Source organism: Clostridium sp. TF06-15AC (assembly GCF_003481165.1).
Taxonomy (GTDB): domain Bacteria; phylum Bacillota; class Clostridia; order Lachnospirales; family Lachnospiraceae; genus Otoolea; species Otoolea fessa.
The window spans coordinates 343,372-357,487 of the sequence record NZ_QUKS01000002.1; the positions used below are offsets into that span (position 1 = coordinate 343,372).

General features: G+C 50.3%; 9 protein-coding genes and 2 riboswitches. Of the genes, 5 read left to right on the plus strand and 4 right to left on the minus strand.

All coding sequences use genetic code 11. The annotated features are described in order from the left end of the window. Positions 1–73: 73 nt before the first annotated feature. Positions 74–217, plus strand: a riboswitch (SAM riboswitch). Positions 218–295: 78 nt separating this feature from the next. From metK to DXC57_RS06085, 3 genes are all read left to right on the plus strand, one after another. Beyond that, complete coding sequence (gene metK / locus DXC57_RS06075) at positions 296–1,483, plus strand: methionine adenosyltransferase (protein ID WP_022359473.1); 1,188 nt, start codon at positions 296–298, stop codon at positions 1,481–1,483. Positions 1,484–1,751: 268 nt separating this feature from the next. Further along, on the plus strand, positions 1,752–3,227 hold the full coding sequence (locus DXC57_RS06080) for a HAMP domain-containing sensor histidine kinase (protein ID WP_117796521.1): 1,476 nt from the start codon (positions 1,752–1,754) through the stop codon (positions 3,225–3,227). A gap of 49 nt (positions 3,228–3,276) precedes the next feature. Then, a complete protein-coding gene (locus DXC57_RS06085; protein WP_022359471.1) occupies positions 3,277–3,966 on the plus strand; it encodes a response regulator transcription factor in 690 nt (229 codons plus the stop codon). 195 nt (positions 3,967–4,161) lie between these two features. Here the strand turns inward: DXC57_RS06085 and DXC57_RS06090 are convergent, their stop codons facing one another. Beyond that, positions 4,162–4,974, minus strand: coding sequence for a radical SAM protein (locus DXC57_RS06090; protein ID WP_118651615.1), 813 nt, complete (start codon positions 4,972–4,974; stop codon positions 4,162–4,164). A gap of 2 nt (positions 4,975–4,976) precedes the next feature. Further along, complete coding sequence (gene pflB / locus DXC57_RS06095; protein ID WP_347501805.1) at positions 4,977–7,280, minus strand: formate C-acetyltransferase; 2,304 nt, start codon at positions 7,278–7,280, stop codon at positions 4,977–4,979. Between the two features lie 84 nt (positions 7,281–7,364). Further along, a riboswitch (ZMP/ZTP riboswitch) is annotated at positions 7,365–7,444 on the minus strand. A gap of 254 nt (positions 7,445–7,698) precedes the next feature. Here pflB and DXC57_RS06100 point away from each other — a divergent pair. Next, positions 7,699–9,411 carry a hypothetical protein gene (locus DXC57_RS06100; RefSeq protein WP_118651617.1) on the plus strand — a complete coding sequence of 571 codons (1,713 nt, stop codon included), beginning with the start codon at positions 7,699–7,701 and terminating at the stop codon, positions 9,409–9,411. A gap of 96 nt (positions 9,412–9,507) precedes the next feature. Here DXC57_RS06100 and DXC57_RS06105 read toward each other — a convergent pair whose 3' ends face one another. Next, the gene (locus DXC57_RS06105; protein ID WP_022359467.1) at positions 9,508–10,320 is read right to left on the minus strand and encodes an amidohydrolase family protein; all 813 of its coding nucleotides are present in this window, start codon (positions 10,318–10,320) and stop codon (positions 9,508–9,510) included. A 413-nt stretch (positions 10,321–10,733) separates the two neighbouring features. Here DXC57_RS06105 and DXC57_RS06110 point away from each other — a divergent pair, with 413 nt between their 5' ends. Next, the gene (locus tag DXC57_RS06110; RefSeq protein ID WP_117796518.1) at positions 10,734–12,380 is read left to right on the plus strand and encodes a DEAD/DEAH box helicase; all 1,647 of its coding nucleotides are present in this window, start codon (positions 10,734–10,736) and stop codon (positions 12,378–12,380) included. 388 nt (positions 12,381–12,768) lie between these two features. On the opposite strand, the gene DXC57_RS06120 is transcribed toward DXC57_RS06110, so the two are convergent. Then, positions 12,769–14,088 (minus strand): aspartate kinase, encoded by a 1,320-nt coding sequence (locus DXC57_RS06120; protein ID WP_107000817.1) that lies wholly within the window; start codon positions 14,086–14,088, stop codon positions 12,769–12,771. Positions 14,089–14,116: the final 28 nt, after the last annotated feature.

Consider the following 14,116-nt stretch of genomic DNA (forward strand, 5'->3'; position numbering starts at 1 on the left):
ATTGCTTGACAGACACCGCGGAGTATGTTATCGTACTGTTGAAACTTTTAACAATTAAAAAGTTCGTATATATCCCTTATTCAGAGTGATGGAGATACAAAGGATCTATGAAGTCACGGCAACCCCGTTACATGGGACTGAAAATTGGTCTCAGCAGGGAACGGAAGGTGCCAGCCTGAGCGAGGAACCGGGAGATCGGTTTATCGAGCAATAAGAGGAGTTGATCGAGATAATCAAGTCCGTGTTGCTGCGGACTTTTTTTATGTCTTACGACAAACTTATCAAAGGAGGAAATATGGAGAGATTACTTTTTACATCTGAATCAGTAACCGAAGGACATCCGGATAAAATGTGTGATCAGATTTCCGATGCGATTCTGGACGCGCTCTTAGAGCAGGATCCGATGAGCCGTGTGGCTTGTGAGACGGCGACGACAACCGGTCTGGTTATGGTTATGGGCGAGATCACAACGAAAGGCTATGTGGATATCCAGAAGGTAGTCCGCAATACCGTCCGTGAGATCGGTTATGACCGTGCGAAATACGGTTTTGACTGTGATACCTGCGGCGTGATCGTGGCACTGGATGAGCAGTCCCCGGATATCGCGATGGGAGTTGATAAAGCGCTGGAGGCAAAAGAGAACAAGATGACCGACGAGGAGCTGGAGGCAATCGGTGCCGGCGATCAGGGTATGATGTTTGGTTATGCGACCAACGAAACGGATGAATATATGCCATATCCGATTTATCTGGCACACAAACTGGCACGCCAGCTGACCAAGGTCCGCAAAGACGGAACCCTGCGATACCTGCGCCCGGACGGCAAGACACAGGTAACCGTAGAGTACGATGAGAACGGCAAACCATCCCGTCTGGATGCAGTGGTTCTTTCCACCCAGCATGACGAGGAAGTAACCCAGGAGCAGATCCATAAGGATATTAAAAAATATGTATTTGACGAGATTCTGCCGGCAGAGATGGTTGATGAGAATACAAAATTCTTTATCAATCCGACCGGACGTTTCGTTATCGGCGGTCCGCACGGAGACAGCGGCCTGACCGGACGTAAGATCATTGTGGACACCTACGGCGGCATGGCGCGTCACGGTGGCGGCGCATTCTCCGGAAAAGACTGCACAAAAGTGGATCGTTCTGCTGCATACGCAGCCCGCTATGTTGCGAAAAACATCGTAGCAGCCGGACTGGCAGACAGATGTGAGATTCAGCTTTCCTATGCGATCGGTGTTGCACAGCCGACCTCCATCATGGTAGATACATTCGGAACCAGCAAGTTGCGTGAGGATCAGCTGGTTGAGATGATCCGCAAGCACTTTGACCTGCGTCCGGCTGGCATCATCAAGATGCTTGACCTGCGCCGCCCGATCTACAAACAGACGGCTGCATACGGACATTTCGGCCGCGACGATCTGGATCTTCCGTGGGAGAAGCTGGATAAGGTGGATGAATTAAAGGCGTATCTGTAAGAGTAGGAAACGCTGCTGGGATATCTGCCCGTAAAAAATCATAAAATCAGAACGAGGGGGCTGCCGCTTTTGCGGCAGTCTCTTTTATTATACAAAAAGGCACATGCTTTTTTATTTATAATACTTTTAGAGACGTAATCTGCAAAATATGATACACTATTTGTGGAAGATATCAGGAGCAAAAGCGCAGAAGTCCGACGCAGTTTTGCGGGAGGATTTTTGTAGGGGCAATCTGGTATCAGACCGGGCAATGACTGGAGGAAATAGGATGAAGATACGCACACGTCTGGCGATTGCTTTTGTGACGATTACGGTCGTTCCGATTGTGCTCATATTTGTGGCGGCGTTCGGACTCGTAAACTATCAGGAGCATCTGTTTCAGAAAACATACGGGCTGTCGGAGCAGATCGATCTGCTCTCCGGCAATCAGACACAGGTGTTTAACCGGCTGACGCAGGGAATCCAGGAGGAGATCCGCGAGGCAGTCGGGGAAAATACAGATTTATTTGAAGAACCGGCTTATTTGAACAAGGTCAATGAAGAACTGCGCGATAAATATTCGTATCTGGTCATCCGCAAGGGCAAGAACATCACATTCTGCGGAAGCGAGGATGGACGCGAGCTCTGCGAACGGCTGGCGCCGTACGGTGATCAGGGAAGTATGGCAGGCAGTATTTACATGGATGGCGAGGAACAGCATCTGGTCAAACAGATCGATTTCCGGTTTTCAGATGATTCACAGGGCAGTGTGTTCATCGTGACGAACGTCGGGGATTATGTGCCGGAGATCAAGGCGCTGCTCGGAGAGATGCTGCTTCTCGGCGTGCTGATCATCAGTTTTATGGGCGGTCTGCTGATCATGTGGATCTACCGTTCTCTGCTGCGTCCGCTGCACAAGCTGCAGGAGGCGACCAAGCAGATCCGGGATGGAAATCTGGACTTTACGCTCGATGTGGATGATGAAGATGAGATCGGAATGCTCTGCCAGGATTTTGAGGAGATGCGTCTGCGTCTCAAGGAATCGCAGGAAGAAAAACTCCAGTACGACAAGGAGAGCAAAGAGCTGATCAGCAATATTTCCCATGATCTGAAGACTCCGATCACGGCGATCAAGGGGTATGTGGAAGGCATTCAGGATGGCGTGGCTTCTTCACCTGAGAAATTGAATAAATATATTCGGACGATTTATAATAAAGCAAACGATATGGATCGACTGATTGACGAGCTGACGTTCTATTCGAAGATTGATACGAACAAGATTCCGTACAACTTTTCAAAGATCAATGTGGCGGAATATTTTGGTGATTGTGTTGAGGAAGTTGGTCTGGATATGGAGACGCGCGGCATCGAGCTGGGATATTTCAACTATGTGGACGAGGATGTGGTCGTGATCGCGGACGCGGAGCAGATGAAGCGAGTGATCAACAACATTATCGGAAATTCGCTCAAATATCTGGACAAGAAAAAGGGTATTTTAAATATCCGCATCAAGGATGACGGCGATTTTATCCAGGTCATCATCGAGGACAACGGAAAGGGAATCGCGGCGAAAGATCTGCCGTATATTTTCGACCGTTTCTACCGGACGGATTCGTCGAGAAATTCGTCCAAGGGCGGCAGCGGCATCGGGCTTTCGATCGTAAAGAAGATTATCGAAGATCACGGCGGACGCATCTGGGCGACCAGCAAGGAAGGCATCGGAACGGAGATCCATTTCGTTTTGCGCAAGTATGTCGGGGCATAGTGATTTGAAGTTTGGTCGTTTAAATAAAAACAGCAGGAGGAATTCACAGATGAGCAGAATATTAATCGTAGAAGACGAGGAGAGTATTGCAGAGCTGGAAAAAGATTATCTGGAGCTTTCTGGTTTTGAGGTTGAGATAGAAAATAATGGAGAAACGGGACTGAAACGCGGCATGGAGGAAGATTTTGACCTTCTGATTCTTGATCTGATGCTACCAGGGGTCGATGGCTTCGAGATCTGCAAGAAGATCCGGGAAGTAAAAAACACACCGATCATCATGGTATCTGCGAAAAAGGACGATATTGACAAGATCCGCGGTCTGGGACTGGGCGCGGACGATTATATCACGAAACCATTCAGTCCGAGCGAGATGGTGGCGCGTGTCAAGGCGCATCTGGCGCGTTATGAGCGCCTGATCGGCAGCGGTATGCCGGAAAACGAGATCATCGAGATCCGGGGACTCAAGATTGATAAGACTGCCCGCCGCGTTTACATCAACGGCGAGGAGAAGAACTTCACGACGAAGGAATTTGACCTGCTGACCTTTTTAGCACAGAACCCGAACCATGTATTTACCAAGGAAGAACTCTTCCGCGAGATCTGGGATATGGAGTCGTTGGGAGATATCGCGACGGTTACCGTGCATATTAAGAAGATCCGTGAGAAGATCGAGTTCAACACGGCGAAACCGCAGTATATTGAGACGATATGGGGTGTTGGATACCGGTTTAAAGTCTGATGACTGGGTAAGCCACATAAAAACGACCCTTGGGAAACGCAAACAGGAGCGCTTTCCAAGGGCCGTTTTATATTTCATAGGAAATTGCGTCCTATGAAATATAAAATGCTCCGCGAGGATGCGCACTCGCGCGAAGCAGAAACATGTCGCAAGCGACCGCGCGAGACGCCCGAATGTGCCAAGGCACATTCTTTTTCATCCCAACAGGATTTGGTTTGCCCGCTTCAGATCGTTCTTGTCCGGGATACGGATGTCGGACAGGGAATAGGGAATGCCAAGCGTTTCCCATTTATAGATGCCGAGTGTGTGGTAGGGGAGAATTTCTACCTTTTCCACATTTGAAAGTGTGTCCAGAAATGCACGGATTCCATGCAGGTTGGCCGGAGCATCGGTAATGCCGGGGACTAAAACATGCCGGACCCACATGGGCTTATGAATCTGGTCTAAAAACCGGGCAAAGGAAAGAATGGATTCGTTGGAGTGCCCAGTCAGAAGACGATGTTTTTCAGGATCGATGTGTTTCAGATCCAGAATAACAAGATCGGTGTGCTCTAAAAGCGTGGTCAGGCGGGAAAAGAAAGGTTCGGCGGTGGTAAATGGCTGTCCCGCAGTGTCCAGTGTGGTGTGAATGTGCTGTTCTTTGGCAAGCTGGAAAAATTCACATAAAAAGTCAGCTTGAAGGAGCGGTTCTCCGCCGCTGACGGTGATGCCGCCGCCCCCGCGCCAGTAACTCCGGTAGCGGAGTGCCTGGCGAAGAAGTGCTTCCGGGGTGATTTCCTGCGAACCGGTGTGTTTAGATGGGCAAGAAACGCCTTTGGAAAGAGCGGATGTGCCGGAAGTGCGGGTGGAGGCGTCCGGGAGGGGAAGTCCCTTTGGCAGTACCCATGTATCCGGATTGTGGCAGTAGCGGCAGCGCATGAGACAGCCCTGCATGAATACCACGAAGCGGACACCGGGACCGTCTACGGAGCCGAAGGTATCGATGGAATGAATATAACCGGTATGCATCGTTACAGCACCTCGTGGCAGGTACGGGCGATCACGTCGAGCTGCTGTTCTCTGGTCAGATTGATAAATTTAACGGCATATCCGGAAACGCGGATGGTGAAGTTGGCATATTCCGGCTTTTCCGGGTGTTCCATCGCGTCTTTCAGTTTTTCGATTCCAAAGACATTTACATTTAAATGATGCGCGCCCTGATCAAAATATCCGTCCAGGACGTGAACCAGGTTGTTTTTCCGCTCTGTCTCGGAGTGACCGAGCGCCCCCGGTGCAATCGTTTCTGTGTTGGAGATGCCGTCGAGCGCATATTCATATGGAAGTTTTGCGATCGAGTTTAAAGAAGCGAGCAGACCGTTCTGCTCTGCGCCGTAGGAAGGAGTTGCGCCCGGGGCAAACGGGGTGAATGCCGGCCGTCCGTCCGGAAGTGCGCCGGTTGCCTTGCCATATACAACATTGGAGGTGATCGTGAGGATCGAGGTGGTTGCCTCGGAATTCCGGTAGGTGTGGTATTTTTTTACTTTATGTAAAAAGGTTTTTAACAGCCATACGGCAATCTCGTCGGCGCGGTCGTCATCGTTTCCGTAGCGTGGGAAATCGCCCTCTGTCTCAAACTTGCGGGCGATGCCGTATTCATCACGGATGACCTTCACTTTTGCATACCGGATCGCGGAGAGAGAATCGACCACGTGGGAGAAACCGGCGATTCCGGTGGCAAAGGTACGCCGGACATCCGTGTCGATCAACGCCATCTCAGCGGACTCATAGTAATATTTATCGTGCATATAGTGAATCAAATTGAGGATATTCACATAAATGCCCGCCAGCCAGTCCAGCATCTGATCGTATTTATGCATGACTTCCTGATAATCGAGGTATTCGGATGTGATCGGCGCATACGCCGGACCAACCTGCATCGGGCGTCCGTCTTTGGTAGTGTATTTCTCGTCTCTGCCTCCGTTGATGGCATAGAGAAGGCATTTGGCAAGATTGGCACGGGCGCCGAACAGCTGCATTTCCTTGCCTGTCTGGGTGGCGGAGACGCAGCAGCAGATGCTGTAGTCGTCCCCCCAGATCGGACGCATGACATCGTCGTTTTCATACTGGATCGAGGATGTGTTGATGGAGATTTTGGCAGCATATTTCTTAAATGCCTCTGGCAGGCGGGAAGAGTAAAGGACGGTCAGGTTTGGTTCCGGGGACGGTCCCATATTTTCCAGCGTATGTAAAAAGCGGAAATCGTTTTTCGTTACCATCGGACGCCCGTCTTGTCCCAGACCAGCAACCTCCAGCGTCGCCCAGACCGGATCGCCGGAGAAAAGTTGGTTGTAGGATGGGATCCGGGCGAATTTTACCATGCGGAATTTCATTGTCATATGGTCGATTAATTCCTGTGCCTCGGTCTCGGTCAGTGTTTGTTCTGTTAAATCCCGGTTGATGTAGATATCAAGGAAGGTGGAAATGCGTCCGACACTCATGGCGGCACCGTTCTGGGTCTTAACGGCAGCGAGGTAACCGAAGTAGAGCCACTGGACGGCTTCTTTGGCATTGGAAGCCGGACGGGAGATATCAAAACCATAGATGGCAGCCATCTCCTGAATGCCCTTTAGAGCGCGGATCTGCTCGGCGATCTCTTCCCGCTGGCGGATGATGTCATCAAACATGGCGCCATTTCCACAGCGTTCCAGATCCTTTTTCTTTTCCTGAATTAGGAAATCGATTCCGTACAGGGCGATCCGGCGGTAGTCGCCTACGATCCGACCGCGTCCATAGGTATCCGGAAGTCCGGTGACGATATGGCAGTGGCGGGCGGTTTTCATTTCCGGGGTATATGCATCGAAGACGGCCTGGTTGTGGGTTTTATGGTATTCGGTAAAGATTTTATGAAATTTTGGATTGACATGGTAGCCGTAGGTTTCAGCGGCTTCCTCCGCCATCTTGATTCCGCCGAACGGCATAAAAGCCCGCTTGAGTGGTTTGTCGGTCTGAAGTCCGACGATGCGTTCCAGATCTTTAAGCTCCGGATCGATATATCCCGGACCATAGGCGGTCAGGCTGGATACGATTTCAGTTTCGCATTCGAGCACACCGCCCTTTTCGTGCTCTTCCTTCTGAAGCTTTTGAAGGCGTTCCCAGAGCAGATGAGTGGCACTGGTCGGGGCAGCGAGAAAGCTTTCATCGCCATCATATTGCGTATAGTTGTTCTGGATGAAATCGCGGACGTTCACTTCGTCGGTCCATTTGGAGCCCAGAAAACCTCTCCAGGCCGTTTGAAGGATAGGTGTGTTTTGGAATGTTTGATACATAGCAGACATGTGTTTCCCTCCTGGTTGAAAAATTTCGATCCCAGCAGAGACAGTGAGAGTGAAAAAAAGTAAAAAAAATACCCACGGTCTGTGCTGTGACGCCCAGACGGTCGGCAATTTCCAGTCATACTTCATGTGGTTGATCCACTTATCCGTCAGTTGTATGACTGCTATGTTTAAGATATATCAGAACCGAAGAGGAATGTCAAGCTATATTTTGGGGAAGAGGTAACAGTTCAAGTCCGTAGCTGTTCATAGTAACAAAAAGAGTGCCGGAAAGAGTGGACATTTAGCAAATGACTTGATAAAATGAGTGAAGTTTTAGGACAGATGGGAATGAAAAAGGGATAAAAAGTTGCTGGGCACGATGCTTGAACAGTAATGATGAAACCTGAATTTGACAGAAATGACAGAAGTGAGGAAGAAAATGCTGGAAAAATTTTGTATCGGGCTGGTGCGGATCCTGTTAGGAGGAATCCTTCTTTTCCTGACGATGCTCAGCGCGTTTGTGACCTGCCGGGTCTATGGAGGTTCTGAGATTGTACAGTATGGAAGGGACAGTCTGTTTCTGCACCTGTTTTTTGGTGCGGGTGTGATTGGACTGACGGTGTTTTACAGGCGGAGAAAGGAACGAAAGCGCCTTGTGGGAAAAGAAAAAGTGCAAAATGGCGGCGAAGAACGGAAACGTATCTGCCGGAAAAACCAATGGCTTCTTTTAGCGGCTGCTGCCTATCTTTTTTGGATTCTCCTTGTCCCGTCCTGGGGCGGTTCTGACTCTCATCAGTGTATGGCGTCCGCGCAGGGACTTCTGCAGGGCGATTTCAGCGCCTGGGAGCCGGTGGCGTATTCGTATGGGACAGCGGAAGGATCGCTTGGGTATGCGTACACTTATCCGTCTCAGAACGGGCTGATTCTCTATATGGCAGTGCTGGCATTTTTCTTTGGAGATGCGGCGTATGTAGTTTTCCAGATTTTAAATATCGGATTTTTTATTCTGGGAATCGTGAGCCTGCAGCGGATGACGGTCCGGGGAAACGAAAGGTGCAGCTTGCTTTTGTGGATGGCGTGCTGTCTGCCATTTTCTTTCTATATCCTCTTCGTGTACGGCACGATGCCAGGATTTGGACTTTCGTGTCTGGCGATGGAACGTCTGGTGCGGTATGTGGAAGAGGGGCGGGGAAGAGACTTCTGGATTGGCGCGGCAGCAGTAGCGGCGGCGGTGATCCTCAAGTCGAATTATGAGATTGTGCTGGTGGCGCTGTTTTTGTATCTGGCATCCTCGGGAGTCTTTCGAAGGAAAGCACGCCTGCTGGTGGCAGCGGTGCTTCTGATTACAGTGTATGTGATTGGAAACCGGGGGATTCAGACAGGAATTTCTTCCGTGACCGGACGCACGGTATCGGACGGTGCGCCGATGATTGCCTGGGTGCAGATGGGACTGGAGGAGAGCAAACGTGGACCAGGCTGGTACAATGGCTATCAGGTAAAACTCTTTCAGAAGGCAGATGGGGATGCGGATCTGGCGGCCGCATGGGCGCAGGCAGATTTGCGGAGAACGATTTCAGATATGGCAGGGGAACCGGCGAAAGCCGCTGATTTCTTTGTTCGGAAGATCGAGTCAATCTGGGCGGAACCGACCTTTCAGAGTCTCTGGATCCAGGAGGTGGGAAATACCTCCTGGGCGGAGGGAAGCCCGCCATGGGAGCTTTTCAAGGAAGAAGGGGGTCTGAACCGGCTCTATGTTTTTGCGGCGAATCTGGTGCAGACGTTTGTGTATGCGATGGCATGCGTATGGGTGATTGCCGGGATGAGTGCCAAAGGAAGCCGAAGTAAGCATGTTCTGATGAAACGAACATGGGAAAAGAGGATAGAAGCAGAAAAGGCAGAAAAAACTGTGAAAGCTGTGAAAAAACAGGGAATGGAAACGGTCTGGGAGAGGCAGGAACGTGGAGAACCGGACAGATGGGGGATGCTGCTTCCTGGAATCGTGTTTATTGGGGGATTCCTGTTCCATCTGGTCTGGGAGGCGAAGGGGCAGTATTCGGTGGTGTATTTTATGCTGCTGCTGCCGTATGCGTATCTGGGGATGGAAAGAGTGGCGGATGTGTTTTTAGACGTGACAGGTGCCGGGAAAGAATGATGTTTTGAGATAAAAAAGATACTGGGAACAGCCTGAAATAAGCCGTTTTCAGTATCTTTTTTATGGTTTAAAAGAACTATGATTTCTAAAAATCCATTAAAAATTGCAATGATAAATCCGCTCCGCCGCCTGATAGAACACAGTTTCCCAGTATTTTTCCGGAATCAGCCGTTTCGTAATTTCGATGTAATCTTCATAGTTGGCGAGCGGCCAGTCGGTGCCGAACATGAGCTTATCATAGTCGCGGATGTAGGCAAGCCAGGTTTTCAGGGTGCTGATATACCCGCTCTGCTCTTCCAGAAACTCCGGAATGTCAAATTTGCCCTCTAAAAGCCCAGAGAGGTCGGCGGCGACATTTTCATTTTTCTCGACAACGGCGGCGGCATCCATCAGCCACGGGTTGCCGAAGTGGCACATGACGAACTGGACATCCGGATGGCGGACGGCGGCTTCATCGAGGGTCAGCGGATGGCTGTATTTGATGAATGCTTTGGAACCGGCGGTCTGTCCGGTGTGGATGGCAACCGGCTTTTTATACGCCTTGGCGAGGTCGTAGATCGGTTCGAAGCGCTCGTCGGTAACGTAGATGGAATCATATCCCGGATAGAGTTTGATGCCGACGCAGGTATTCCGTTTTAAGTTTTCTTCGACAAGATCGCATGTCTTCTGAATCTTTTCCGGCGTCAGTTTTCGTGCTTCGACGCCGACGCAATAGCGCAGAAAATCCGGGTATGTGTGATTATCCGGGTGAACGCCGCGGTTTCCCATGACGATGCCGCCGACGATATTATATTTCTGAAAGCATTCCCGCAGATGCTCTTCATTATTGATATGACCGGCTTCGATGGCAATCTCATCGAAATGCGGGTAACCGGGACAAAAGTGCAAATGTGAATCAATGATTTTCATAATGATAACAGGCGCCTGTATCAAAAACCTTTTGGAAAAAGAACGGCGCTGTCCTCCTTTCTGCTGTGATGTATGTCTGGAAGTTTTGAGAAAATCCGGTACAACAAAACTTCGGGTGTATATAAATAAGAAATGCAGTGACAGTCCGGCAGGTTCATAGAGCATGCAGCAACTGTATGAAATCAACTGTTAGTGTAGTCCCAAATGGGGTGGATGTCAAATTTTTCTCCATCTGTTTGACATCCACACTATGATCTGGTATAGTGATAGCTATGCGTATTGCAAAGGGGCAAACTGCCTCTTTCTTTTTTTGTAAATATTCCGGAAGAATGCAAAAAAAAGATAACTAATATGATATATGAAATGTATCTCCGGAATGTGCAGACCGTTAATCAGACAATGAAAGGAATAGAATGGAAACAATCAGATTTGAAGATTTAGAGTTAGATGCAAAGATCATGCGTGCGATCACCGATATGGGATTCGAGGCGGCTTCTCCGATTCAGGGACAGGCGATTCCGCTGGAACTGCAGGGACTGGATATCATCGGACAGGCACAGACCGGTACCGGTAAGACGGCTGCGTTTGGTATTCCGCTGTTACAGAAGATCGATCCGAAGAATAAGAAGCCGCAGGCGATCATTCTCTGCCCAACCCGTGAACTTGCCATCCAGGTATCTGAGGAGATCCGCCGCCTGGCAAAATACATGCACGGTGTCAAGGTTCTGCCGATTTACGGCGGACAGGAGATCGGACGTCAGATCCGTTCCCTCAAGGATGGTGTGCAGGTTATCATCGGTACGCCGGGGCGTGTGATGGATCACATGCGCCGCAAAACCGTCAAGATGGATCAGATCCACACGGTTGTCCTCGACGAGGCGGACGAGATGCTGAACATGGGCTTTTTAGAGGATATGGAAACCATCTTAAGCGCACTGCCGGAGGAGAGACAGACGCTGATGTTCTCAGCGACGATGCCGCAGGCGATTCAGCGGATCGCGGCGAACTTCCAGAAAGATCCGCAGATTGTGCGCGTGGTCAAGAAAGAGCTGACCGTTCCGAAGGTAACCCAGTATTATTATGAAGTAAAACCGAAGAACAAGCTGGAGGTTATGTGCCGTCTGCTGGATCTCTATGATCCGAAGCTCTCAGTGGTATTTTGCAACACGAAAAAGCAGGTCGATGAGCTGGTACAGGGCTTACAGGGACGCGGCTATTTTGCAGAAGGGCTTCACGGCGATTTGAAACAGGAGCAGCGTGACCGTGTCATGCGTGCATTCCGTACCGGACGGACGGACATTCTGGTGGCAACGGATGTGGCAGCCCGCGGTATCGACGTCGATGATGTCGAGGCGGTATTCAACTATGATGTACCGCAGGATGACGAGTATTATGTACATCGCATCGGACGTACCGGCCGTGCCGGACGCGAGGGCAAGGCATTTAACCTCGTAGTCGGCAAAGAGGTTTACAAGCTGCGCGAGATCCAGCGCTATTGCAAGACCCGCATCATTCCGCAGGCGATTCCGTCTCTGGACGATGTGACCTCCATCAAGGCAGATAAGATTCTCGACCAGGTGGGCGAGGTGCTGCAGGACAGCGATCTGAGCAAGGTGATCGATATTGTAGAAAAACGTGTGCTGGAAGAGGACTACACGACGCTCGATCTGGCAGCAGCGCTGCTCAAAATGATGATGGGCGAAGAGGGCGAGGAGCTCTTAGAGGAGAACCGCCCGCTGCGTGAGCTGGAGGATCTCGAGGATGAGAGCCGCCGCAGCCGTGGTGGTAGAAACGGCAGAGGAAGCCGTGGCAGAAATGAGGACGTAGCGCGTCTCTTCATCAACATCGGAAAGAACCAGGGCATCCGTCCGGGCGATATCCTCGGTGCGATCGCCGGAGAATCCGGCATGCCGGGACGTATGGTCGGAAGTATCGATATGTTCGATAATTACACATTCGTCGAGGTGCCGAGAGAGCATGCGGACGTTGTACTGCAGGCGATGCGCGGTGCGAAGATCAAGGGCAAGAACGTGCATATGGAGAAGGCGAACCGGAAGTAAAGAGCATATTGAAATTATATTTGGCATATGCTATAATGCCATTAGGCGAAAAGACAAAAGTGTTCAAAGTGGCACAAAAACAAATCCCTCAGGTGCGGGCACACCTGAGGGATTTTATTCCATTTGGGCGAGGTGGCTTAAGCCTCTGGCTGACTACCTAACGATGTCCGTCCAACCACTTGCATATGTAATAGGCGATTACACTTGCCACGACGGACACAAGAAAAGACAGAAATATATTCAAAATGGCACACCCCCCTTTCTGCACCTGTCTAGGGGTGGTAGCTGTATTAGTATATCATAAAGATAAAATTATAAAAAGTCATCTTTGAGATGTTTTGTTTGTCTCAAAGATGACTTTTTATCTTAATAACTTTAAAATTTGCTCTTACAGCTCCGCTGTAATAAAAATATCATAAATCGCTTTCACAGCCGCCTCGAAATCTGCGTTCTTCACGCCGATGATGATGTTGAGTTCACTGGAACCCTGGTCGATCATCTTGACGTTGATGCGGGCGTGTGCCAGGGCGGAGAAGATGCGTCCGGCAGTGCCGCGGGTGGACTTCATGCCGCGTCCTACGACGGCGATGAGTGCTAAATCGGACTCAAGCTCGATGGAATCCGGCTGTACCGCGCGGTGGATGTTGGAGATAACGAACTGCTCATGCTGTTCGAATTCGGACTGGTGTACGAAGATGGTCATCGTATCGATTCCGGACGGCATATGCTCGAAGGAAATACCGCAGTCCTCGAAGACACCCAGAACTTTTCTCCCAAACCCAATTTCGGAGTTCATCATCGCTTTCTCAATGGTGACAGAGCAGAAACCAGTCTTTCCGGCGATACCGGTGATGGTGTATTTCGGCTTCCGGCAGGTATTCTCGACGATGAGTGTACCCGGATCCTCCGGCTTGTTGGTGTTGCGGATGTTGATCGGGATGCCCTCGCGGCGTACCGGGAAGATGGCATCCTCATGAAGGACGCTGGCACCCATGTAAGCCAGTTCACGCAGTTCTTTGTAGGTGATGGTCTCGATCGGAACCGGATTTTCCACGATGCGCGGGTCGGTTACCAGGAAACCGGATACATCGGTCCAGTTCTCGTAGAGGTCTGCGTGAATCGCGCGGGCTACGATGGAGCCAGTGATATCCGAACCACCGCGGGAGAAGGTGTGGATCGTGCCGTCCGGATTGGACCCGTAGAAGCCCGGGATAACGGCGCGCTCAGTGTGCGCGAGGCGTTCGGACAGCTCTTCATTGGTTTTCTCGGACAGGAATGTACCATTCTCGTCAAAGAAGATTACCTCGGCTGCATCGATGAACTCATAGCCCAGGTAATGGGACATGATGATACCGTTTAAATACTCACCGCGGGAAGCTGCGTAATCGCTGCCTTTTTTTGCGATAAAGTTTTCCTCGATGGTCTTGAACTCATAATCGAGGTTTAAATTCAACTCCAGACCGTCGATGATCTGCTCATAGCGCTCTTTGATGGCGGAGAGAAGCTTGCCGTAGCTTGCGCCGGTGGAAGCTGCTTCGTAGCAGGCATAGAGCATATCGGTTACTTTGGTGTCATTTTTGTTGCGTTTGCCCGGAGCAGACGGTACAACGTAGCGTCTGGATTTATCAGCACGGATAATATCTCCGACTTTTTTGAACTGTTTTGCGCTGGCGAGGGAACTTCCGCCAAACTTTACTACTTTCTTCATGATGTTCTTTGTTCCTTCCTAAAGTAAA

Bases quoted from the DNA above. Each gene is read 5' to 3' on its own strand.
- DXC57_RS06090 (WP_118651615.1), bottom strand. From the start codon at position 4,974: ATGCATACCGGTTATATTCATTCCATCGATACCTTCGGCTCCGTAGAC.
- DXC57_RS06105 (WP_022359467.1), bottom strand. From the start codon at position 10,320: ATGAAAATCATTGATTCACATTTGCACTTTTGTCCCGGTTACCCGCAT.
- pflB (WP_347501805.1), bottom strand. From the start codon at position 7,280: ATGTCTGCTATGTATCAAACATTCCAAAACACACCTATCCTTCAAACG.
- DXC57_RS06080 (WP_117796521.1), top strand. From the start codon at position 1,752: ATGAAGATACGCACACGTCTGGCGATTGCTTTTGTGACGATTACGGTC.
- DXC57_RS06120 (WP_107000817.1), bottom strand. From the start codon at position 14,088: ATGAAGAAAGTAGTAAAGTTTGGCGGAAGTTCCCTCGCCAGCGCAAAA.
- metK (WP_022359473.1), top strand. From the start codon at position 296: ATGGAGAGATTACTTTTTACATCTGAATCAGTAACCGAAGGACATCCG.
- DXC57_RS06085 (WP_022359471.1), top strand. From the start codon at position 3,277: ATGAGCAGAATATTAATCGTAGAAGACGAGGAGAGTATTGCAGAGCTG.
- DXC57_RS06110 (WP_117796518.1), top strand. From the start codon at position 10,734: ATGGAAACAATCAGATTTGAAGATTTAGAGTTAGATGCAAAGATCATG.
- DXC57_RS06100 (WP_118651617.1), top strand. From the start codon at position 7,699: ATGCTGGAAAAATTTTGTATCGGGCTGGTGCGGATCCTGTTAGGAGGA.